Source organism: Phaeobacter sp. BS52, from assembly GCF_045040595.1.
GTDB lineage: Bacteria > Pseudomonadota > Alphaproteobacteria > Rhodobacterales > Rhodobacteraceae > Phaeobacter > Phaeobacter piscinae.
In genome coordinates this window covers 1,101,132-1,123,023 of the sequence record NZ_CP090662.1, presented here as the reverse complement: position 1 = coordinate 1,123,023, position 21,892 = coordinate 1,101,132, and the positions used below count along the sequence as shown (strand labels likewise).

Sequence of the window (21,892 nt, the reverse complement as noted above, 5' to 3'; positions counted from 1 at the left end):
GCTTAGCAACTTGTTCAAAAGAAGGGAACGACAGAAACCAGCCCGCTGATTATTTCAGCAGGTAATGCAGCAAGTAATAATGTTGCAAATCCGGTTCATGGAGTTGTCATAACACGCGCGCATCGTCCCGCCAAGCCTGCAATTCAGACCGAGGCCTCACGCCAACGCAAAACGGCGCGCCCACCGCAATGGACGCGCCGCCTTTAACCCCGGTGGGTCAAATCAGAACTGGTAGGACGCCCGCAGCGACACGGTGGTCGCATCGGCGCTGATGCCGGAGCTGCCCAGATTGTCGAAGTCATGCTCCAGCACTTCGCCACCGACAGTCCATTGGTCGGTCACACGGTAGGCCACGCCGATACCGTAGAATTCACCGGTTTCATCACCAACAGAGGTATCAACCTGCGCCACACCGCCGGTCACATAGGCCAGCACGGGGCCAAAGTCATACCCGGCCTTCACCTTGCCGCGCATCACCGAGTCCACAGTGGCGGCACCACCGCCGAGATCAACATCGGTGGCGTCATAGTCAATCTCACCACCCAGCACGAAGCGGCCAAAATCATAGTTGTAGCCAGCGTGCACACCGTAAGAGACATCATCCCCTGACAGGCCATTGCTGGTATCTGCGTCCAGCTGCCCGATTTGGCCACCGATATAGGCACCGGTCCAGTCGCCGCCGTCATTGGCCACCACAACTGGCGGAGCGGCAGGAGCCGGGGCTACGACCGGCTCTTCCAGGTTGCTAAGCAAAGGCTGGGGTGCTCAGGGCGGCGGCGATAGCGGCCATGGATACGATACGAGTCATCTCGACTTCTCCTTGTCTGTCTTTCGACATGTGTCTTCTGCGTCGACGCGCTACTCTCGCGTCTGCCCCTCCTAAAGAAGATCGACAGCCGTTTTGTTCCAGACCCCGGCATATTTTTCCGAATTTCTGCGCATTATTTGGCCCAAAATGAGCGTCTGAGGCAGGTTCCTGCCGATTGAGTTCAGGCAGCTAATCGCCGATTGGCAGGTTCGCGCCAGCATCTCGCCCGACCGGCCAACCGCCGCTTATCTGGATTCAGGATCCGGGCCCCGTATCCTGCTCGGAATCGGCATATTGCGCGGATCGCCCGGCCGAGGTTGAGGCGCTGCTGGTGGATGGTGAGAAGGCTGCTGTCAGAACTGAAAGGAGGCGCGGATCGACAGGATATCCCGGGACGGCGCCTGAACGGCCGCGCCATCGCTTGCGTTCTGGTGCAGGTATTCCCCGCTGACCCGCAGAGCACGGTTGAGCGAGTAGCTGAGCCCCAGGCCATAGACCGCGCCATTGTCGCTATCTGTGGCGGTTTCATTGCGCGCGGAGCCGATGGTGACATATCCCAGCGTCTCCCCCATGTCATATCCGGCGCGCAGTTTGATCCGCCGGGTCTGCTCCTCATTCAGGTCAGAGCGGACACGCCCGCTGCGATCGACCTCAACCTCCCCGCCCAGCACCACGCGACCAAAGTCATGATCATAGCCAAGATGAAGCCCAGACGCGCTCACCGAGCCGCGCTCTGATGCTGCTGCCTGCGCCCGCGCCATGGAGGCGCCGAGGAAGAAGCCGCTCCAGTCACCCGCAAAACCCGGCGCCGCTGCAAAGACCGCCGCAGCAAACCCCGCAATGGCCGCCCGCCGGGCTGATCCGCACCCATTTGCCCAAATCCCCCGGCGCCGCTGCCTGCGATGCACCAAGAGATCATGGTCTGTGCTGCGAATGAAGGCCGGTGTCATCGGCACTGCCCTTTTCTGACGGCGCGCCATTCAGGCGCGCGTGATTGCCCATCTCCGACCAGTATCTCTGCAAATGTTTAATATCGGGTTCAGCATTACGGTGTGCTCAGGGTGCCTCAGCAAAGGGTGCAAATAAAGACGAAGTTCTCTCGATAAGGGTTTAAAATATATATATTTTTACTGATCGTCATGGAGCGTTGACCCGGCAGCCTGCGCATCTTGGTAGTGAAATATTGGTCGGAAATTTCACAAAAGTCGCAAATGAGATAGAATCGGTCGCCCTCTGTGCAACGATGTCCAGAGCACAACGGAGCAGCGACATGGCAGCCAGCCAGCCAGGGAAACAGTCAGGGGAACGGTGGGTCATCAACCTGATCGGCCGCACCATCGGCGCGTCCCGTGGTCGGGCGGCACGGGGACGACCGCAGCGGGTCTGAAGCATTCAGATTTCATTTCAGACCCTGAGAGAGCTTATGACAGATCAATCGAACTCCCCTCGTGCGGCCCGCAGTGGCGGTCGCGCTGCCCGCCGTGCTGCCCGTGCAGCCCCCCTCGCCGACCATCTGCGCCCCATCCGGGCCGGGTTGGAGGGCGGGCTCTATCGCCCGCTCAGCGACGCCGGTGTCGCACGCATTCACCAAGCCGCGCTGGATGCTCTGGAGCAGATCGGCCTTGCCGATGCGCCCCCCAGCGGGGTCGCCTATCTGAAAGCTGCGGGCTGTATCGAAGGCGACGACGGACGCATCCGCTTCCCCCGCGCCCTGGTCGAGGACACGATTGCCAAGGCCAACAGATCAGTCACCCTGTTCAGCCGGGATGGCAAAAACGATCTCGAACTCTCCGGTAGCCGGGTGCATTATGGTACCGCCGGCGCTGCGGTCCATGTGGTTGATGTTCATGGTCGGACATACCGCGATTCAACTGTGCAGGATCTGCACGACGCGGCCCGGATCACCGACCAGCTGGACAATGTCCATTTCCTGCAACGGCCCATGGTGTGCCGCGATATCCTCGACAATATGGAAATGGACCTGAATACGGTCTACGCAAGCTGCTCTGGCACGCTGAAACATATCGGAACATCCTTTACCGAGCCGAGCCATGTGCCGCTCGGCTCTGGAGATGCTGCATATGATTGCAGGCGGTGAGGACAAATGGCGCGAGCGTCCGTTTATGTCCAATTCCAACTGCTTCGTTGTGCCCCCGATGAAGTTCGCCACCGAAAGCTGCGAGGTGATGGAGCTGTGCATCAAGGGCGGCATGCCGGTTCTCCTGTTGTCCGCTGGCATGGCTGGCGCAACCGCCCCCTCAACAATTGCTTAGGCGCGATTGTGCAGGCGGTGGCCGAATGCCTGGCCGGTCTGGTTTATGTCAACGCCGTCAAACCCGGCGCGCCCGCGATTTTTGGCACCTGGCCGTTTGGGCTCGATCTTCGAACCGGGGCGATGTCGATCGGATCTGGAGAACAGGCCCTGCTGACGGCGGGCTGCGCGCAGATGCATCATTTTTATGACCTGCCGGGCGGGGCCGCCGCTGGCGCCTCTGACAGCAAACTGCCCGACATGCAGGCCGGATGGGAGCAGATGTGCTCCAACGTGATGGCGGGGCTGTCGGGGTGCAACATGGTGTATGAAGCAGCTGGAATGCACGCCTCACTGCTTGGGTTCTGTCTTGAGTCCCTGATCCTGAGCGACGATATGCTTGGTCAGGCCATGCGCTGTGTGCGCGGGATTGAGGTGAGCGAGGATACCGTCGCCATTGATCAGATCGCTGAAGTCTGCCTTAGCGGTACGGGCCATTATCTGGGTACGGACGCGACGCTGAGCCGGATGCAGCAGGATTTTGTCTACCCGACATTCGGGGATCGCACTTCGCCCAAGGAATGGGCTGAACTGGACAAACCCGACCTCATAGAAAAGGCGGTGGCCCGCAAGGAACAAATCCTGAGCCAAGCCTCGCAGGCACAATTCGACCCGGTTCTGGATCAGGCGCTGCGGGAACGGTTCAACATTCACTTGCCCAGATAAGCCATTGATATATCTGTGGGCATCGTCACAGACTGCCCATAGGTGACCTTTGTCGCCGATGTCAGATCGCCTTCAGCCGCTGCCGCAAATATTCCAGCCAGCCACGAAAGCTTGTGGTCTTGGCGAATTTCTTGCCCATGTATCGCAGCTCTTTCTGCCGTAGCGCCTTGCTGACAGAGGCGCTGACCTGCCCCTCGTGCATGCGGTTGGCGATCACTGTGTCTGGCACCACCACGGGATCTCCGTAGGCATCCCACAGACGTTTGTAGAGGTCCACATCCATCAGCCAGATCAAGGCTTCGTCGAACTCCATGGCCGAAGTCCGGCGCATGGCGAGAACCGAGGGGCTGGATACCGTGTTCTTGCCAAAATGCATCCGATCCGTCAGGCGGGGCCGCATCGGACGGGTCACACTGCTGCCGTCCCGCGTGACACCAGAGCCGCAGAGGCACCAGTCCGCCCCCTGCCCCATTGCATCATGTATATGCGTCAACCCGTTGGGATCTATGATCAAATCATCCTGGAACAGAACCTTGATGATATCGCCGGTTGCATGGGCCATTGCGTTATTCACATTGGCCGATGCCTGTCGCAACCCCTCGCGGTTCCACAGATGGGTGATGGTCAGCCGGTCGGCATAGTCCCGGCAGACCTGCGCAACCGCCATGTCATCGGATTGATCTGACACGACGATATCGAAATCGCTAAAACTCTGGTGGCAGAGATGGTCAAAGGAATCCGCAAGGTAACGCGCACCATCCCCGCCCATGGCATAGGCAGGAATGCAGAGGGTGATTGCAGGCATGGCGGGTTCCTTGGCCGGGGCTGTTTTGCCCTGCCTAGCAAAGCCACAGCGCAAGTCCAAGCCGCGGACCTGCCTAAACGCCCAGATAGCGGTCCTTCAGCTCGGGCGTCAGCGCGCCCATCGCACCTGTCCAAACCGTCGTGCCCTTGTTCACGATCACCGCGCGATCCGCCACGGCAGCCAGTTCCCGCAGCGTTTTGTCCACCACCAGGATCGACAGGCCACTGTCGCGTTTCAGCCGTGCAATCGCCGCCCAGATCTCCTGCCGCACCACTGGCGCCAACCCTTCGGTGGCCTCATCCAGGATCAGCAGCCGCGGGTTGATCATCAGCGCGCGGCCAATGGCGAGCATCTGTTGCTCGCCTCCGGACAGAGACGACGCCGTTTGATCACGCCGCTCCGCCAAGCGCGGAAAGAGATCTGCCACCATGGCAAAATCCCAGGGGCCGGGCCGTGCAGCAGCTCTTAAATTTTCTTCGACTGTGAGTGGGGCAAAACACCGGCGGCCCTCAGGAACCAGCCCGATGCCCAGGCGCGCGATTTTATGTGAGGGCAGCTTGCGCAGGTCATTTCCGGCGAAATGCAGCGTGCCTTCACTCGCTGGCAGCATGCCGCAGATGGTCTTGATTGTGGTGGATTTACCCATCCCGTTGCGCCCCATCAGCGCCACCACTTCACCTTCGCCAATGTCCAGATCCACACCAAACAAGGCCTGAGATGGTCCATATGATGCAGTAACATTTTTAAGAGATAGCAACATCATACCGCCTCCTCTTCACCCAAGTAGGCGCGTCGCACCTCAGCGTTGTTGCGGATCTCATCGGTGGTGCCGGTGGCTATGACCTCGCCATAAACCAGCACGCTGATCCGATCCGCCAGGGCAAACACCGCGTCCATATCATGCTCCACCAGAAGGATCGGCGCCTCGTGGCGCAGTGTGTTCAAAAATCCGGTCAGCGCCTGCGATCCGCCCGCGCCAAGACCTGCCATCGGCTCATCCATCAAGAACAGTTTTGGCTGCAGCGTCAGCGCCACCGCCACCTCCAGTTGGCGCCGTTGACCATGTGACAGATCAGCGGTCCGCCGCTTTGCATCGCTCAGCAGGCCCACGCGCTCCAACGCCTGTTCCGCCTGCGCCACCAGTGTCTTGTCTCGCATCACATTGCCAAGGAACCGAAACACGCCACCCCGCGCACCAAGCGCGCCAAGCACCGCATTTTGCAACACGGTGAAATCCATCGCGAGCGCGGAGATCTGAAAGGTGCGCCCCAGCCCCATCCGGGCTCGTGCGACGCGGTTCAGGTCATCAACCGGGCAACCAAGCAGTGAGACGGATCCGCTATCAGGACGAAGTTCGCCGGATATCTGCTTGATAAGGGTTGATTTTCCGGCGCCGTTGGGGCCGATCAACGCATGGATTTCACCGACGCGCAGATCCAGAGAGATGTTCTTGCTGGCCTGCAACGCGCCAAAGGATTTGCTCAGATCCCTGACCTCCAGGACCCGTTTTGCGCCCGTTAGATCAGTCATGGGCCACCTCCCGTCCGCTGATCGCACCGATCACGCCACCACGGGCGTAAAGCACGATCATCAGCAGCAGCCCGCCCAGGTAGATCTGCCAGTAATCGCTGATCCCGCCCAGAAGATGCTCTAGCAGGATGAACAGCGCAGCGCCGATGACCGGGCCAAACAGCCGACCCACGCCACCGATGATGACAAAGATCATGATCTCACCACTGGTATGCCAGCTGAGCATGGTGGGGCTGACAAAACGGTTCAGATCGGCAAACAGCGCCCCGGCGAGACCGGTGATCGCGCCTGAGATAACAAAGGCCGTCAGACGCAGCTGGTAAGGGGTGATGCCAACCGTCTCCACCCGCGCCTCGCATTGACGCGCAGCAGAAAGCGCCAGACCAAAGGGCGCGCGCGCCAGCCGGGCGGCAAACCAGAGCGCCGCACAAAGGATGGCATAACAGATCAGGAAAAACTGCAAAGGAACCAATGTGTTCAGACCCGGAAACTCATTGCGCACCCAGATCGATAGCCCGTCCTCACCGCCATAGGCTGACCAACTGATGGCAAAGTAGTAGAGCATCTGACCAAAGGCCAAGGTGATCATGATGAAATAGACACCAGAGGTGCGCAGCGACAGCGCACCGATCACCAGTGCCGCAAGCGCGCTAGCAACAACCGCCACCAGCCAGATCACCGGCATCTGGTTGGTGCCTTCGATCAGCATCGGCCATTCGGCCAGCGGTTCATAATTCTGCGCGTGGGCCGCCAGGATTCCCATCGCATAACCGCCGATCCCGAAAAATGCAGCATGGCCTAGGCTCACAAGCCCACCAATCCCCAGCGCAATATTGAGACCAACCCCAGCCAGCGCAAGGATTGCGACCTTTGTGGCGAGGGTGATCAGAAACGGCTCTTCTGCCATATGCGCCCACAGCGGGATCGCGAGCAGCAGCAGGATCACCGCAGCGTTCAACAGGTTTTCACGGCTCATCAGTGCTGCCCCCCATAGAGACCGGACGGGCGCACCAACAGGATCAGCGCCATCAGGATGTAAATCAGCATCGACGCCAGCGATGCCCCGACGGATGTCGCACTGGCAGGCTCCATGAACAGCGCAAACACCTGCGGCAGGAACACCCCGCCTAGTGTATCCGTCAGCCCCACCAACAATGCCCCGACCATCGCCCCCTTGATCGAACCGATGCCGCCGATGACAATCACCACGAAGGCCAGGATCAGCACCGGCTCACCCATGCCGACCTGCACCGACTGGATGGCTCCGACCAAGGCACCGGCCAGCCCGGCAAGCGCTGCACCAAGAGCGAAGACTAGCGTGTAAAGCTTTGAAATATCGACACCAAGTGCGGCAATCATCTCCCGGTCACTTTCGTCGAGCGCGGATCTGGATCCCGATACGGGTGCGCGCGATCAGCCAGAACAACCCGGCTGCGACCACGAGACCAATGGCAATGATGGTCAGACGATAAAGCGGGTATTCAATGCCCCCCGGCAGGCTGATCGGACCCGACAGATAATTCGGCACATCCAGAAACAGAGGGAAGGATCCAAAGACCCAGCGCGTGCCTTCCGAGAAGATCAGGATCAGCGCAAACGTGGCCAGCACCTGATCCAGATGATCCCGGTCATAGAGTTTCCGGATCACCAGAAGTTCGACCAGCGCGCCAGCCGCAGCTGCGGCGGCCAGGCTGGCGATCAGGGCCAGAACAAATGAGCCGGTCCAGGCCGCAACAACCGCGGCGGCAAAAGCACCAACCATATAAAGCGCACCATGCGCCAGATTGATCAGCCCCATGACACCAAAGACCAAGGTCAGGCTAAGCCGCCATGAGAAAGAGCATCACCCCGAACTGCAATCCGTTCAGGATCTGCTCCAGTATAAGTATGAGGGACATGAATTCGTTCCACCAAGGCAGAGCATGATGCCCCGCAGCAATTGGAATGGGAGGATGCGAGCCGGATCTCTCACCGACCCGCACGCCTCAGATTGTCTTACATCTTGCACTCTGCCGCGTAGGCGTCAGCGTGACTTTCCAAACCGGTTGCGATGATCTTGTTGGTGAAAACATCCCCTTCCTGAATGACTTCGCGGACGTAGATGTTCTGGACCGGGTGGTGGTTGTCACCGAATTTGAAATCGCCCCGAACGGAGTCGAACTCCGCAGCCTTCAGCGCCGCGCGAAAGGCCTCCTTGTCATCAACACTTGCCTTGTCCAATGCGCTGAGGATCAGGTTTGCGGTGTCGTAGCCCTGGCTTGCATAGAGCGAAGGGAGGCGTTCATATTTCTGCTCAAAGGCGGTGACAAAGGCTGTGTTGGCCGGATTGTCGAGGTCTTTGTTCCACTGCGAGGTGTTCTTGATCCCCAGTGCAGCACCACCGACCGCCTGAAGAATGCCCTGATCAAAGCTGAAGGCCGGGCCAACAACCGGCAAATCGACACCGCTGTCTGCATATTGCTTGAGGAAGGAAATCCCCATGCCACCCGGCAGGAAGAAATAGACGCTGTCGGCACCGGAGGCGCGGATTTGCGCAATTTCGGCCGCGTAATCGGTCTGACCCAATTTGGTGTATGTCTCACCGGCCAGATCGCCCTGATACATCCGCTTGTAGCCGGTCAATGCATCCTTCCCAGCCGGGTAATTCGGGGCGAGGATATAGCTGTTCTTGAGGCTCGGCATCATTGGCATAGGCGCCCGCCGCCTCATGCAGATTGTCGTTCTGCCAGGCCACGTTGAAGTAGTTTTCATGGCAGCGCTTTCCGGCCAGTGCTGACGGACCGGCATTGGGCGACAGGTAGAATACACCTTGCGCCGTGGCCGCCGGAACCACCGCCATAGCGAGGTTCGACCAGATGATGCCGGTCATGATATCGACCTTCTCTGATTGGATCATCTGATCGGCGATCTGTACGGCACTTTCGGGTTTACGCTGATCGTCTTCGATCACCACTTCGATATCGTCGCGGCCCGCCTGCTCCATCGCCAGCATGAAACCGTCGCGCACATCGACGCCCAGGCCCGCACCGCCACCGGAGAGTGTTGTTATCATACCGATCTTGGTCTCGGCGCCCGCGGCCAGGGCCAGTGTTGATACGGCCGTCGCCAGTGCCATAGTCTTCAGTGTCGTCATTGATCCATCTCCCTGATCTGTCTGAGCAATGGGGGCCGCTTCTGTGGCAACTCCCCGCTGCTTACTCTTTCTGATTGGACCGCACGGCGCCAGCTTTTTGCGGCGTTCTCCCGATTTGTCAGTCCACGCAAACGCGCTCATGCCGGAGGCAGAGCACATACGCAGGAGACAGGTCGCGCTATGTCCAAGGACCGTTTCATCAGCCCTTCAAGGAAGCCTAGGCTGAAGTTGGGATTTATTTCAAGATTAAAATATCTAACCTTAAAACTTATCATCCCGACACAGACACGGCCGATCTAGGGATTTTCTGATGGAGAGCGCCCGCTTCACCAGCTGGTTAGGGCCGTGAGAGCAAGCCTAATAGTGGCCCTGCCGCATATCGTAAGGGAATGAGGCATCCCTCGCGCAGCCCTTGGACCGCTATTACTACGATATGCGAAAACATCAGTGCGGACCAGAATGCGCCCACGAAAGAGTACGACAAGGGAGCACGCCCATCACCATGCACCGCATTTAATGCAACCTTAATTTGATAGATGCTGGTGTTTTTTAGCAGGATCTAAGCCGACGTGGCTGATCTTTCGCGGGATCCGCGCCCTGCGTGCTGTTGCGCTGACGCTCAAGTCCATCGGTGTAGCGTTTCACAAGTTCGATCTGAAAGCGGATTTCATGAACCCGGTCGGCGAGCTGCTGGCTCAGAGAGCTGATGGCACTTTCGGCATCGACCAGGCTAGGCTTCGGTCGCGGACAGCACATTGAGCAGCGGCAATGCCAGATCGGTCAGCACCTGTGCGCTCACCTCGCGGGTCAGATCCTCAAGCCCTGCCCCGAAACCCACATCAGGGCGGAACGCGTAGCCAATGCCGCCAAGGCTGATCCGGAAGCGGATGATGATTGACTGGCTGCCATCTTCGTTAACGGTAGTAAGGACATGTGCCCCTGCCAGTACCAGTCCCGGCACCTCAAGGATGAGGGACGGCAGAGAGATGACCTGTGTTTCGCCGGACAGCATGTTGACGCAGTCTTGCAATCCTTCCGCAATGGAATCGCAAAACACCTCATCAAGGGGCATCGTATTCACAAAGGATGTTCTGTTGCGGAACGCGGGACTGACCACTTCGCAGGACCGCACATAAGGGGTCTCGCCCTTCTCGGCCATCAGGTTCACGATGAACCGCCGTTGGTCTTCTCCAGCCTCAATACTGTCAGTCATAGCCACCACGTTCATCACACCCAACCTGTATCACTGGAGATGTTTTAATTTCTAGTTAGGAGTAGTTTACAAATCATTGATACAGCGTAGGTTGAAGTAACAATCTCAGTCAAGATTTATGCAACCCTGGATTGCAATTTCACATCCTACCCCCCCCGGACACGTCACGTCAGTTCGCTCCCCAACTCGACCTTTTTCCCAATTGGTCATGGACCTTGTAGCGCCGAAGACGTTAATAGATAAAAAAGACGGTAGACGATAGGCACACATATGACAACGCAAACAACTCAGGACCTGACCATTATCGGCATCGGGTCTTCCGCAGGCGGACTTGAAGCCATTCGTGAGCTGGTTGCGACGCTCCCGGTGGATGTGCCTGCGGCCTATGTTGTTGTCCAACATATGTCGCCACACCACAAAAGCCTGATGACGGAGCTGGTGGCGCGGCAGACCCAGCTGAAGGTCGGCACCATACAAAATGGCACGATCCCCGAGGCCAATGTCGTCTACATCACCCCGCCCAAGAGCGATGTCATCTTCTCAGATGGTCGCCTGCACCTGTTGCAAGATCCCAATGCCGAACCCGGTACGCCGCGCCCCTCGGTCGACCGCTTCCTGGTCAGCCTTGCGGAGCAGAACGGCGACAACTCCATGGCGATCATCCTTTCGGGGACCGGCAGTGATGGCGCCTATGGCGTACAGGCCATTCGGGAGGCCGAGCGGCATCACCATTGCGCAGGACGCCGAAAGCGCGAAATACGATGGAATGCCTGTAGCTGCGGTGCAGACCGGCTGCGTCGATCTCGTGCTGCGGCCGCAAGATATCGGCGCCAACCTGCAGAAGATCCTCTCTTCCCCACGTGATTTCACCTCCTTCCGGCATGAGAACAGCTTGCGGGACTCGCCGGTGTCGGATCTGCTACAAATTCTTCTGGCGCGCACCCGCGTGGATTTCCGCGACTACAAACAGACAACCATCAGCCGCCGGATCGAGCGGCGCATGATCGCCCTGGGGATCGAAACCCAGGAGGAATACACCCAGTTCTGCCGCAACAACCCGCATGCGGTTGATGCCTTGTTTAAGGACTTGCTGATTTCGGTCACACGGTTTTTCCGCGACCGCGAAGAATTCGAACTGCTGAAAGCGCTGCTCCCCCAGCTGATCAAGGAGCGCGGCCCCGGCCCGCTGCGGATCTGGGTCGCTGGCTGCGCCACCGGCGAAGAGGCCTACTCGATCGCCATGGTGGTCTCTGAGGCGCTTGGCAATCCAACCAACCAGCTCAAATCGCGGGTGCAGATCTTCGCGACTGATATCGACAAGGATGCGTTGAAAACCGCGCGAAAAGGGGTCTACAGCCTTGCGGCGCTGAACGATATCCCCTCTGAACTTGCGGATAAATACCTGATCCGTCAGACCGATGGCGTCCGGGTTGTTGACAACCTGCGCAATGCGGTTCTGTTCTCTGACCACAACGTCTGCCAGGATCCGCCATTTCAGAAGGTCGATCTGATTTGTTGCCGCAACCTGCTGATTTATTTCGGCAACCCACTGCAGCAGAAGGTCATGTCGAGATTCCACTATGCGATGTCACCGCATGGTTTGCTGTTCCTCGGCACTGCCGAGAGTGTCGCCGGATCGGATGAGTTGTTCGTCCAGGACCGCTCCGCATCCCATGTCTACCGCAAGCGATCCCTGCGCGCCCATCAGGCCCAGCAGCCCTATAATATGCCATCAGTGCCGATGATGGCGCAACGGCCAACCATCAAACCGCCGACACAGCCGGGGCCCTCCACCGACCGTCAGCTGTTTGAGGCATTGGCTCAGTCCCTGGGCAAAAACTCGCTTCTGGTCACCGAGGATTTCTCCATCGCGCGGGTCTATGGCTCGGTGAGTCAGTTTATTGAGGTCAATGAGACCAGTTCGCTGCGGATGCATCTTGATCTGCTGCGCAGCCCCCTGCGTGAAGAGGCGCGCAGCCTGATCACCATCGCCCTGAAAAACGGCGCTCACAAGGGCGGCGTGCGCCATCTTTTGGCAGAGAATGACGACGAGGAGATCCGCCTCGACGTCTACCCGATTATCGCCAAGGACATCAGCGAACGCGCGGCGCTTGTGGTCTTCACGCCGGTCACGGTTGACCGCTCCCGGATGAGTGAGACACCGATTGTTGGTGAGGAAGGTGACGCCACCTTTGAACGGATCCGCAATCTTGAGAATGAGGTCGCGACAACCCGCGAAGCTCTGCAGCAGACGATTGAAGAGCTGGAGACCTCGAACGAGGAACTGCAGTCACTCAATGAGGAGCTGCAATCCACCAATGAGGAACTGCAAGCCACCAATGAGGAGCTGGAGACCTCAAACGAGGAACTGCAATCCACCAACGAAGAGCTGATCACCGTCAACGAGGAACTTCAGGTCACCGCCTCCGAGCTGAGCGGCCGTACTGGCGAGTTGATTTCCGTTCTGGAAAGCACGCCACTGGCGATTGTGGTGGCCGACAGCGCCCTGCAGATCACTCAGGCAACTCTGGCGGCGACCCGGATGTTCAATATCCGCCGCCCGATTTCCAGCCCGCACATCAGCCAATGCGCCCTGCCCGAAGGGTTTCCAATTCTGGCGCCGATTTGCAGCGAGGCCCTGCGTCTTGGCCAGACTGTGACCGAGGAATTCACCTCCAAGGGCACCCGCATCCGCCTGACCTGCTCGCCCTATTTCGATGTCAACGGGCAGATCCTTGGCGTGACCATGGTGGTGTCGGAATTCCCCGGCATGGCCCATGAGATGGAGATGATCCTCGACAACTCCAATCTGCTGCTGCTCAATCGAACCCGCAGCGGAGAGATCCTGCGGATCAGTTCGGCCTATGCGGAACTCCTTGGGCTGAGCCGTGGCAAGGCGCTGTCAAAGAATCTCTTTGCACTCGCATCGGACGCTGGCGCTGATGAGCAGATGCTCCGGGAAGATGCAAAGGTGCTCGACAGCAAGGACGGGTTTGACAATGAACTGCTGCAGGTGAGCTTGCCCGATGGTCAGGGTGACCGCTGGATCAGCATGGACCGCCACCGTTTCCCGCATCACATCACCGAGGAACCAACAGTTTTCACCATCGGCACCGATGTGACCGAAACCGTGGAGGCACGCGAACGGGCTGAGGCGCTGCTGATGCAGGCGGAATTGGTTCAGGATATGGTCGGGATCGGGTTCTGGTCCATCGACGCTGATGGTCAGACGCCCTATTGGTCGCCCAAGGTCTATGAGATCCATGGCGTAAAACCCGAGGATTATGATCCGGAGATCGACAGCGCGATTTCCTTCTTCCACCCCGATGACCGGGAGGATGTGCAGCGCATCGTCTCTGAGGCCATCGAGACGGGCAACGGCTTCACATTCATCAAACGTTTGATCCGCGCCGATGGTGCCGAAATCCGCGTGGAGAGCCAGGGGCTGGCAATCCGCGACGACAACGGCGAGGTGACGCAATTGGTGGGTATCTTCCGCGAGGCGCAGGAGGCTGACAGCTGATCGCCCTCACACCAGAGGAAACACAAAAAAGGCGCAGGTGACCGCGCCTTATTCTTGTTCTACATCTGTAGTCTTTGACCCGCCTCGCGAAGGGGCCGATGTCAGACCACCTTCAGCCGTCGCCCTGCCGTCAACCCGTCTGCGGCTGCGGTGATGGCTTGCGCGTCGATGCCGAAGTGACGGTAGAGATCGCCGATGGTCCCGGTTTGACCAAAATGCTCGACGCCAAGCGGAATAGACTGATGCCCCTGAACGCTCCCCAGCCAGCTCAGGGTTGCGGGATGCCCGTCAATCACCGTGATCAGCTTGCAATGGTTGGGCAGCTGGGCGAGCAAGGTCTCGATATGGCTTTGCGCCTGCGGCAAGCCACGTGCCCGCGCCCGCTGCGCTGCGGTCCAGCCCGCATTCAACCGGTCGGCTGAGGTGACGGCCAGCACGCCCACGTCCCGGCGACCTTCGCCAATGGCGGCAGCGGCTTTGATGGCTTCCGGCGCGACGGCCCCCTGATAGGCGATCACCACATCACAGTTCGGCCCCGGCTTTTTCAGCCAGTAAGCACCATCAATGGCCCCCTGCCGGAAATCATCGTCACCACGTTTGCCGGGCTGTTCAATCGGGTTGGTGGTCAGCCGCAGATAGACCGATCCGCCGGTCTCATCACGCAGCCATGTGCGCTCATCCGGGTCACCCTCGCCGTCGCGCTGCACATAATCAAACGCCCATTCCATAATCACCGCCAGCTCATCCACGAAGGCAGGTTCAAACGCAGCCAGCCCGTCCTGGCTCATCCCGATCAGTGGCGAGCCGATGGATTGATGCGCGCCCCCTTCCGGGGCCAATGTCACCCCAGATGGCGTGCCTACGATCATGAAACGGGCATCCTGGTAGCAGGCATAGTTCAGCGCATCGAGGCCACGCGCGACGAAGGGGTCATAGACGGTGCCAATCGGGATCAGCCGCTTGCCAAACAGCGATTGAGACAGGCCCGCAGCCCCCAGCAGCAGGAACAGGTTCATCTCCGCGATGCCCAGCTCTATGTGCTGGCCGTCCGGTGTAAACTCCCATTTGGCGGTCGACGGGATCTTATGCTCAATGAACGCATCCGCCTGGGCCGTGCGGGCAAACAGCTTGCGCCGGTTCACCCAAGGACCAAGGTTGGTGGTGCCGGTCACGTCCGGAGACATGGTGACAATCCGCGTCGCCAGATCGCTGTCGCCTTTGGAGAGGTCATCAAGAATCTTGCCAAATCCCATCTGTGTCGACATCTCGCGGTCGGTCTTCACCTCCACCGTCGGCACAGGTAAGCGCGCGTCATGATAACGCCGCGCGCCCTTGGCAAAAAACGGGGCCTGATCCAGAAGCCCTTGCAGCGCAGCGGCATCTTTGACCGTTGCAAACGGCTCCCATTCCTCGCCCTCAGCGACGCCCATATAGCGCTGCCATTCCGCCATCTGGGTCTTGTTCATCAGGCCGCCGTGGTTGTCCTTGTGACCCGCGATGGGCGTGCCCCACCCCTTCACCGTATAGGCCAGGAAACAGACCGGGCGGTCATGGTCGATGGCGGCAAAGGTCTCGGCCATGGTGGCCACGCAATTGCCGCCGAGGTTTTCCATCAGCGCCGCCAGCTCCGCATCCGAACGCCGGTCGATCAGCGCGGTCACATCCCCCTGATCGCCCAGATCCTCCATCAGATGCTGGCGCCAGACCGCTCCGCCCATGAAGGTCAGCGCCGAATAGGTCTGGTTGGGGCAATCATCAATCCACTGACGCAGCTTGTCGCCGCCCGGCTCCTCAAACGCGGCGCGCTGCAGGGCGCCATATTTTACCTTCACCACATCCCAGCCAAAGGCGTCAAAGATCTTCTCGATCCGCTGGAACAATCCTTCGCGCACAATCCCGTCAAGGGACTGGCGGTTATAATCAATGATCCACCAGGTGTTGCGCAGATCGTTTTTCCAGCCTTCCTGAAGGCATTCGTACACATTGCCCTCATCCAGCTCAGCGTCGCCGACCAGCGCCACCATGCGCCCCTGCGGCGCGTCTGCGCCCCAGGATTTCGCGGTGATATAGTCCTGAACCATGGACGCAAAGGAGGTGATCGCCACGCCAAGACCCACGGATCCGGTGGAGAAATCCACGTCATCAATATCCTTGGTCCGGCTCGGATAGCTTTGCACGCCGCCAAAGCCGCGGAAATTCTCCATCTTCTCGCGGGTCTGGTTGCCCATCAGATACTGGATCGCATGAAAGATGGGAGAGGCATGGGGTTTTACCGCCACCCGATCCTCAGGCCGCAGCGCGCTGAAATAGAGCGCGGTCATGATCGACACCATGGAGGCAGAGCTGGCCTGATGACCCCCGATCTTGATGCCATCTTCCTTGGCGCGCAGGTGGTTGGCGTTGTGGATCATCCAATGTGACAGCCATAGCAGCCGCTGCTCAATCGTCTTGAGCATTTCAGGAGAGGATGTCGGCACGGCGGATGTCGGGGTCATGATCAAACTCGTTGGCATAAGTCGAAGCTACCCCTCCCGCCGGAGTGCGGAGGGGGCCTTTTACAGGGGCGACCTGAAGAGCGCAGCAGTTACATCAGGCGGCTAAAGGGAGCGCGCCCGTGCACAGCCGAAAATCAGGCAGCGGCGTAGGCGTTATGCGAGGACAGCGCCTGCATCAGATCGTCGATGATATCGTCGACACCTTCAAGCCCTACTGACATCCGTACCAGACCTTCAGCGATCCCATGTTCGGCGCGTTCCTCAGGGGTATAGGTCGAATGAGTCATGCTGGCCGGGTGTTGGATCAGGGTTTCGGCATCGCCTAGCGAGACCGCGCGCTGGACCATCTCAAGCCGGTTCATCATGGCGATACCGCCCGCCTTGCCGCCGACCACCTCAAACGGGATCATGCCACCAAAGCCCGACATCTGCCGTCGCGCCAGATCACCTTGGGCAAAATCGTCAAGGCCCGGATAATAGACCCGCTCCACCGCAGGGTGCGATTGCAGCGCCTCGGCGACCTTCAATGCGGATTTGCAATGGCGCTCCATGCGCAGTTCCAGCGTCTTAAGTCCGCGCATCAGCAGCATTGCGCTGAAGGGTGACATCACCGCACCGGTCATATCCTTCAGCCCGACCAAACGGATCTGGGTGATATCCTCCTTCGAGCCCACCACCAGACCCGCGATGACATCGCCGTGGCCGCTGATGAATTTGGTCGCCGAATGCACGACGATATCTGCACCCAGTTCGATCGGTCGCGTGATGACCGGCGTGGCAAAGGTGTTGTCGACCACCACTTTGGCACCGGCTTTATGCGCAATCTCGGAAATTGCGGCGATGTCGATCAGGCGGTTATTGGGATTCTGCTTGGCGTCTCAAAATAGACCAGCTTGGTCGTCGGGCTGATCGCCTCTGCCAGATTGGTCGGATCCGTCATATCCACCAGGCGTACCTTCACGCCAAAACGCGGCAGACCATGGGTCATAAACGAGAAGGTGCAGCCATAGAGCGTCTTGTCGAGAATGATTTCGTCACCCGCTGCAAGGAACGACCACAGCGTCGAGGTGATCGCACCCATGCCGGACGCTGTGGCAAGCCCTGCTTCGCCCCCTTCCAGATTGGCAATCCGCTGCTCCAGATGGTCCAAAGTCGGGTTGGAGATCCGGCTGTAGAAATGCCCTTCACGTTCGCCGGTGAACATCTCACCGTCGGCCTCGGCGGAATCGAAGGTGAACGTCGACGTCAGATAGAGCGGCGGATTCAGCGATCCCTGCTGCGACTGCGTGTCATAGCCATGGTGGATTGCGCGTGTGGAGAAGCTGGAACCGGTTTTTGTCATGGAAATCACCCTATTGCGTTTCCAGCATCTTAGGATGGCCACGCGGGCGATTAGTTGCTAATTTACCCTCAAATAGCATAAGGATTGGCATATTATGCCAGAAATACCCAAATTAGACGTGACTGACCGGCGAATTATCCGGGCGCTGCAGCGCAATGGGCGGATGACGAATCTCGACCTCGCGGCAGAGGTCAATCTCTCCCCCTCGCCCTGCCTGCGCCGATTGCGTATTTTGGAAAATACCAATGTCATTCAGGGCTACAGCATCGACGTCGATGCCAAGGTCTACGGGCTGCCAGTCACGGTCTTTGTCCGGGTCAGCCTTGAGAACCATACGGAAAGCGTGGTGGCCAATTTCGAACGCCAGATCCGCGACACACCGGAGGTGCTGGAGTGTTTTGTCATGACCGGCCTGGCCGACTATCTGCTGCGGGTGGTGGTGGCGGATCTGGAAGATTACGAGCGCTTCGTGCGCGCGCGTCTGCATCCTATTGGCGGCATCAGCTCCATCGACACCAGCTTTGTCTACGGCATCGTTAAGAAGACTGCGGTCTACCCTGAGGTTGAGAGCGGGAAAGGTTGATCATCCAACAGGTTGGGTGAGTTGCCGTTGGGCGGCAAAGATCCGACCTCCCCTGCGCTACATTCTTTATAATTCTACACTATTCGATATACTGCCCCCCTATTGGCGGCAGGACATCATCCATGCAGGGGCCCATCCCGACAATTCTACCCAAGATCTCGACGCGGCTCACGGCGTTTGCCTTTGCTGACGTGGCCGATTACACGCGGCACATCGAAATCAGCACAACGGATACGGTGCGCCGTTGGTGTCACCTGCGCGATACAGTGCTGCTGGACGAGTTGAAGCGTTACGACGGCGTGCGGCGGTCCGATGCCGGAGATGCGCTGCTGGTAGAATTCTCAAGCGCCACGGATGCGGTGCAGTGGGCGATGGCGGTTCAGAACCGGCTGGGCCAGCAGGATGACGAGGCCAACCCGATGAAAATCCGCATCGGTGTCAATATTGACGACGTGATCGATGATCATGGCACTGTGCAATCTGACGGCGTTGTCATTGCCTCACGCATTCATCAACTGGCCGATCCCGGCACCGTGGTGGTCACCAAGATGGTCCGCGATATCGTCCGCGGAAAACTGTCGCTGCGGTTTCATGACCTTGGATCGCCGCTGCTGAAGAACATTGATCGCCCGGTTCAGGTCTATCAGGTCTGCGACGGCAGCGGTGACACCGTCCCCCTCCACCCCCATGCCGATTGGAAAAACCGCCCAACACTGGCGGTGCTGCCCTTTCAGGATCGCGGCGCGCAGGCAGAGGAGCAGTACTTCGGCGACGGCATCACCGAGGAGATCATCTCAGGCGTGTCCCGCAGCCGCACAATGTTTGTCATGGCGCGCACCTCGACGCTTAAATTCCGGGGCAGCAACGAGAATCCGGCCGAGATTGGTCGCGGGCTTGGGGTCTCCTATCTATTGACCGGTTCGGTCGACCGGCACGGCGATCAGCTGCGCATTTTTGTCGAGTTGATGGATGTGCTGCGCAACCGCGCCATCTGGGCCCAGACCTACCGCGGAGATTTGCAGGAGCTGTTTGCCTTTCAGGATGAGATCGCCTCCGGTGTGCTGGCGATGCTGGAACCAAAGGTGCTGTCAACGGAGGCTGAGCATATCAGCGCCCGTAGCACGGATAGTCTGGATGCGTATAAATGTGTGTTGCGCGCCCTTGCCCGGCTCTATCAGCTGGACGACTACAGCTATGAAGAGGCGATTGCCCTGCTGCAACGGGCGGTGTCACTGGATCCGAAATATCCGCAGGCGCATGCTTATCTTGCATGGTGTATGAACTTCTTCTTGGCGGAAGGGCATTCACACAACCCGCGTGACGACATACTGACCATGATCAACCATTCGCGCCGCGCGGTGGAACTGGACCCGGACGACGCGCTGACCCTGTCGGTGCGCGCCCATGTGCTGAGCCTGCATGAAAACAGCCCGGAAGACGCGTTGGAACTCTTTGAGGATGCGCTGGCGCACAATATGAACCTGCCACTGGCCTGGGGGCTGAGTGCGACGACATATGCCTATCTCGGCGACGGTGCAGAGGCCCGCGACAGGCTTCTCAATGTCTGGCGGCTGGCACCCTACGATCCGTTGAGCTTCTTTTTCCTGACCGCGGCTAAGCCTTGCTGAGTTTGTTGACGGAAACATGCCGGAAGCGATCCGTTTTCTGAAGAACGCCCGCCGCAACAAGCCCCGCTTCATGGCCAGTCTGCGTCTGCTTGCGGCATCCTTTGCCCTCAGCGGTCAGGCAGACAACGCGCGCAAGGTTGCGCAGGAAATTCTGGATCTGGATCCCGGCTTCTCGGTCTCGAAATTTGCGACCTGGTACCCGCTGAAATCAAAGGAGGCCCTGGATCGTCTGATCGACGGATTGATACGCGCAGGACTGCCGGAATAGACGGCAGCCACAGCGCATAATCGGGATACCCGACAAGAACAAAATGAACAGAGAGGCAGACCGGCAAAGGCCAGATATCAGCAGCCACGTAGGACGTTTTTTAACTCGTATTCAACGATTTAAGGGGGATTCATGATGGCGGAACATGGCAGTTCACAAGGCGCGTCGAACGGTCTTGGCCTCGGGTTGGGGCTGGGCCTCGGCAATGGTCTGGGTCTTGGAAATGGTCTGGGATTGGGCAATGGCCTCGGTCTTGGCAACGGGCTGGGTGCCGGTCAGGGCTTGGGGCTGGGTCTCGGGTTGGGATCCGGCCTTGGTCTTGGGCTAGGATCCGGTCTTGGACTTGGGAATGGTTTGGGGCTCGGCTCAGGGCTGGGGCTCGGGCTGGAGGATAACGGCTATCTTCTCGGCAATGGCGCTGATGCCGGTATCGGGACATTGCGCAGCTACTACGCCACGCCAAAGGAACTGGGGCTGCTGCCCTGGACGCTGGATTTCAGTCCCGACAACAATGGCGGTGACCCGTTTCCTCTGTCGATGATCATCAGCCCCTATCAGCTGCCGACCGACACCGCCGCCTATCCCGTGGCGCTGGAATGGATCACCGAGGACTGGGATCCCGCTCTGCGGTTCTGGGCGCTGCCATTTGATCCCAATCTTGGGGAATGGCTGCGTGCTGCGGACAGATCGGAGCCCGGCACCATGGCGGCGCTGGAATTTGCGTCACAATTCACCAATTGGCATCCGGCTCATGTCGGCAATCGCTGGGTACCAGAGAACGACCGGCTTTGGCACTACGTCAGAACCGGTACTGCTGCGCAATCGCGCACTGCGGCGGAGGCGGCTTTTGATATCATCGTCGCTGAGCTGGAAGTGCTCAAAATGTATATGGAGGATGATCGCCAACAGTATATGGTTGAATGCGATATCCAGGCGGATGGCCTGCTAAGCCTATCTGATCCATTTTCTGGGGGCCAACAGCTTTGACCATCCGTTTACGCTCAAGCTGATTGACCTCGGGCTGGCGGTCGGCAATGTCGCCTATATGAGCTATAAAGCCCATTTCAAACGGGTGCGCCCCTCGATACTGCGGCCCGGCCTGACGGTGCCCTTTGGGCCACCCGCCCATCCAGCCTTTCCCAGCGGCCATGCGTTTCTGGCGCATTTCCTGTCCCTGCTGTTGCTGGAAATTCCCGGCGTGGCACAGCGATTTGGGGTGGTGAAAGGGTATAAATCTGATGGTTCAGGCACGGATGTGCAAATCCCGGCGGGCACCTTGCTGCGCAAGCCGACCTATAATGATCTGCTTGGCAGTGATGTGATCGCCTCGCCGTTGCTGACCATGGCGAACCGGATTGCTGTGAACCGTGAACGGATCGGGGTGCACTACCCCTCCGACTCGACCGCTGGACGCCACATCGCGGCAGGCATCTGGTATTGCCTGATGGACAGCGCCCCGGTGAACCCAGAGGCAGGCGGCGACCCATGGGCGCATATCTCGGTCCCCACGCTGCACCGCATCCTGGAGAAGGCGAAGACCGAATGGCCGACACCCTGGGTCTTCGCTGACATCACATGAGGATCGCA

Annotated in this window: 15 protein-coding genes and 4 pseudogenes; 8 read left to right on the top strand and 11 right to left on the bottom strand. The window is 59.0% G+C overall.

Annotation, left to right across the window (positions count from 1 at the left end):
• Positions 1-222: 222 nt before the first annotated feature.
• Positions 223-753 (bottom strand): outer membrane protein, encoded by a 531-nt coding sequence (locus tag L0Z65_RS05490; protein ID WP_405111485.1) that lies wholly within the window; start codon positions 751-753, stop codon positions 223-225.
• A gap of 408 nt (positions 754-1,161) precedes the next feature.
• A complete protein-coding gene (locus tag L0Z65_RS05485) occupies positions 1,162-1,758 on the bottom strand; it encodes an outer membrane protein (RefSeq protein ID WP_405111482.1) in 597 nt (198 codons plus the stop codon).
• A gap of 473 nt (positions 1,759-2,231) precedes the next feature.
• Here L0Z65_RS05485 and L0Z65_RS05480 point away from each other — a divergent pair.
• A pseudogene (locus L0Z65_RS05480) lies at positions 2,232-3,785 on the top strand (trimethylamine methyltransferase family protein).
• A gap of 61 nt (positions 3,786-3,846) precedes the next feature.
• Here L0Z65_RS05480 and L0Z65_RS05475 read toward each other — a convergent pair.
• The 7 genes and pseudogenes from L0Z65_RS05475 to L0Z65_RS05445 all read right to left on the bottom strand — a co-directional run bounded on the left by L0Z65_RS05475 (position 3,847) and on the right by L0Z65_RS05445 (position 10,466).
• The gene (locus L0Z65_RS05475; RefSeq protein WP_405111479.1) at positions 3,847-4,590 is read right to left on the bottom strand and encodes a glycosyltransferase family 2 protein; all 744 of its coding nucleotides are present in this window, start codon (positions 4,588-4,590) and stop codon (positions 3,847-3,849) included.
• A 73-nt stretch (positions 4,591-4,663) separates the two neighbouring features.
• Entirely contained in the window at positions 4,664-5,353 is a 690-nt protein-coding gene (locus L0Z65_RS05470) for an ABC transporter ATP-binding protein (RefSeq protein ID WP_040178578.1), read from the bottom strand.
• Entirely contained in the window at positions 5,350-6,120 is a 771-nt protein-coding gene (locus L0Z65_RS05465) for an ABC transporter ATP-binding protein (protein ID WP_405111475.1), read from the bottom strand. Before L0Z65_RS05465 ends, L0Z65_RS05470 begins: the two co-directional genes overlap by 4 nt.
• On the bottom strand, positions 6,113-7,096 hold the full coding sequence (locus tag L0Z65_RS05460; protein ID WP_405111472.1) for a branched-chain amino acid ABC transporter permease: 984 nt from the start codon (positions 7,094-7,096) through the stop codon (positions 6,113-6,115). Before L0Z65_RS05460 ends, L0Z65_RS05465 begins: the two co-directional genes overlap by 8 nt.
• Positions 7,096-8,018 (bottom strand): annotated as a pseudogene (locus tag L0Z65_RS05455) (branched-chain amino acid ABC transporter permease). Before L0Z65_RS05455 ends, L0Z65_RS05460 begins: the two are co-directional and overlap by 1 nt.
• Before the next feature lie 97 nt (positions 8,019-8,115).
• Positions 8,116-9,253, bottom strand: a pseudogene (locus L0Z65_RS05450) (ABC transporter substrate-binding protein).
• Positions 9,254-9,983: 730 nt separating this feature from the next.
• Positions 9,984-10,466 carry a hypothetical protein gene (locus L0Z65_RS05445; RefSeq protein ID WP_405111469.1) on the bottom strand — a complete coding sequence of 161 codons (483 nt, stop codon included), beginning with the start codon at positions 10,464-10,466 and terminating at the stop codon, positions 9,984-9,986.
• Positions 10,467-10,736: 270 nt separating this feature from the next.
• On the opposite strand from L0Z65_RS05445, the gene L0Z65_RS05440 reads away from it, so the two are divergent.
• Together L0Z65_RS05440 and L0Z65_RS05435 are read left to right on the top strand one after the other, a co-directional pair.
• Positions 10,737-11,330, top strand: coding sequence for a chemotaxis protein CheB (locus tag L0Z65_RS05440; RefSeq protein WP_405111466.1), 594 nt, complete (start codon positions 10,737-10,739; stop codon positions 11,328-11,330).
• A complete protein-coding gene (locus tag L0Z65_RS05435; RefSeq protein ID WP_405111463.1) occupies positions 11,233-13,989 on the top strand; it encodes a CheR family methyltransferase in 2,757 nt (918 codons plus the stop codon). Before L0Z65_RS05440 ends, L0Z65_RS05435 begins: the two co-directional genes overlap by 98 nt.
• 101 nt (positions 13,990-14,090) lie before the next feature.
• On the opposite strand, the gene L0Z65_RS05430 is transcribed toward L0Z65_RS05435, so the two are convergent.
• Entirely contained in the window at positions 14,091-16,502 is a 2,412-nt protein-coding gene (locus L0Z65_RS05430) for a transketolase-like TK C-terminal-containing protein (protein WP_405111460.1), read from the bottom strand.
• Positions 16,503-16,618: 116 nt separating this feature from the next.
• Positions 16,619-17,826 (bottom strand): annotated as a pseudogene (locus tag L0Z65_RS05425) (methionine gamma-lyase).
• A 94-nt stretch (positions 17,827-17,920) separates the two neighbouring features.
• Between L0Z65_RS05425 and L0Z65_RS05420 the strand changes: the two are divergent.
• From L0Z65_RS05420 to L0Z65_RS05400, 5 genes are all read left to right on the top strand, one after another.
• The gene (locus L0Z65_RS05420) at positions 17,921-18,409 is read left to right on the top strand and encodes an Lrp/AsnC family transcriptional regulator (protein ID WP_405111457.1); all 489 of its coding nucleotides are present in this window, start codon (positions 17,921-17,923) and stop codon (positions 18,407-18,409) included.
• A gap of 122 nt (positions 18,410-18,531) precedes the next feature.
• Positions 18,532-20,037, top strand: coding sequence for an adenylate/guanylate cyclase domain-containing protein (locus tag L0Z65_RS05415; RefSeq protein WP_405111455.1), 1,506 nt, complete (start codon positions 18,532-18,534; stop codon positions 20,035-20,037).
• Positions 20,038-20,053: 16 nt separating this feature from the next.
• Positions 20,054-20,305 carry a hypothetical protein gene (locus tag L0Z65_RS05410; protein ID WP_405111452.1) on the top strand — a complete coding sequence of 84 codons (252 nt, stop codon included), beginning with the start codon at positions 20,054-20,056 and terminating at the stop codon, positions 20,303-20,305.
• A 132-nt stretch (positions 20,306-20,437) separates the two neighbouring features.
• On the top strand, positions 20,438-21,292 hold the full coding sequence (locus tag L0Z65_RS05405) for a hypothetical protein (protein ID WP_405111449.1): 855 nt from the start codon (positions 20,438-20,440) through the stop codon (positions 21,290-21,292).
• Between the two features lie 58 nt (positions 21,293-21,350).
• A complete protein-coding gene (locus L0Z65_RS05400) occupies positions 21,351-21,884 on the top strand; it encodes a phosphatase PAP2 family protein (protein WP_405111446.1) in 534 nt (177 codons plus the stop codon).
• The last annotated feature ends 8 nt before the right edge of the window (positions 21,885-21,892 follow it).

What these genes read in the sequence shown, in the direction of transcription:
- L0Z65_RS05460 (WP_405111472.1), bottom strand. Translation starts at nt 7,096, where the DNA reads ATGAGCCGTGAAAACCTGTTGAACGCTGCGGTGATCCTGCTGCTGCTC.
- L0Z65_RS05465 (WP_405111475.1), bottom strand. Translation starts at nt 6,120, where the DNA reads ATGACTGATCTAACGGGCGCAAAACGGGTCCTGGAGGTCAGGGATCTG.
- L0Z65_RS05485 (WP_405111482.1), bottom strand. Translation starts at nt 1,758, where the DNA reads ATGACACCGGCCTTCATTCGCAGCACAGACCATGATCTCTTGGTGCAT.
- L0Z65_RS05415 (WP_405111455.1), top strand. Translation starts at nt 18,532, where the DNA reads ATGCAGGGGCCCATCCCGACAATTCTACCCAAGATCTCGACGCGGCTC.
- L0Z65_RS05475 (WP_405111479.1), bottom strand. Translation starts at nt 4,590, where the DNA reads ATGCCTGCAATCACCCTCTGCATTCCTGCCTATGCCATGGGCGGGGAT.
- L0Z65_RS05445 (WP_405111469.1), bottom strand. Translation starts at nt 10,466, where the DNA reads ATGACTGACAGTATTGAGGCTGGAGAAGACCAACGGCGGTTCATCGTG.
- L0Z65_RS05435 (WP_405111463.1), top strand. Translation starts at nt 11,233, where the DNA reads ATGCCTGTAGCTGCGGTGCAGACCGGCTGCGTCGATCTCGTGCTGCGG.
- L0Z65_RS05410 (WP_405111452.1), top strand. Translation starts at nt 20,054, where the DNA reads ATGCCGGAAGCGATCCGTTTTCTGAAGAACGCCCGCCGCAACAAGCCC.
- L0Z65_RS05470 (WP_040178578.1), bottom strand. Translation starts at nt 5,353, where the DNA reads ATGATGTTGCTATCTCTTAAAAATGTTACTGCATCATATGGACCATCT.
- L0Z65_RS05430 (WP_405111460.1), bottom strand. Translation starts at nt 16,502, where the DNA reads ATGCCAACGAGTTTGATCATGACCCCGACATCCGCCGTGCCGACATCC.
- L0Z65_RS05400 (WP_405111446.1), top strand. Translation starts at nt 21,351, where the DNA reads ATGAGCTATAAAGCCCATTTCAAACGGGTGCGCCCCTCGATACTGCGG.
- L0Z65_RS05405 (WP_405111449.1), top strand. Translation starts at nt 20,438, where the DNA reads ATGATGGCGGAACATGGCAGTTCACAAGGCGCGTCGAACGGTCTTGGC.
- L0Z65_RS05420 (WP_405111457.1), top strand. Translation starts at nt 17,921, where the DNA reads ATGCCAGAAATACCCAAATTAGACGTGACTGACCGGCGAATTATCCGG.
- L0Z65_RS05440 (WP_405111466.1), top strand. Translation starts at nt 10,737, where the DNA reads ATGACAACGCAAACAACTCAGGACCTGACCATTATCGGCATCGGGTCT.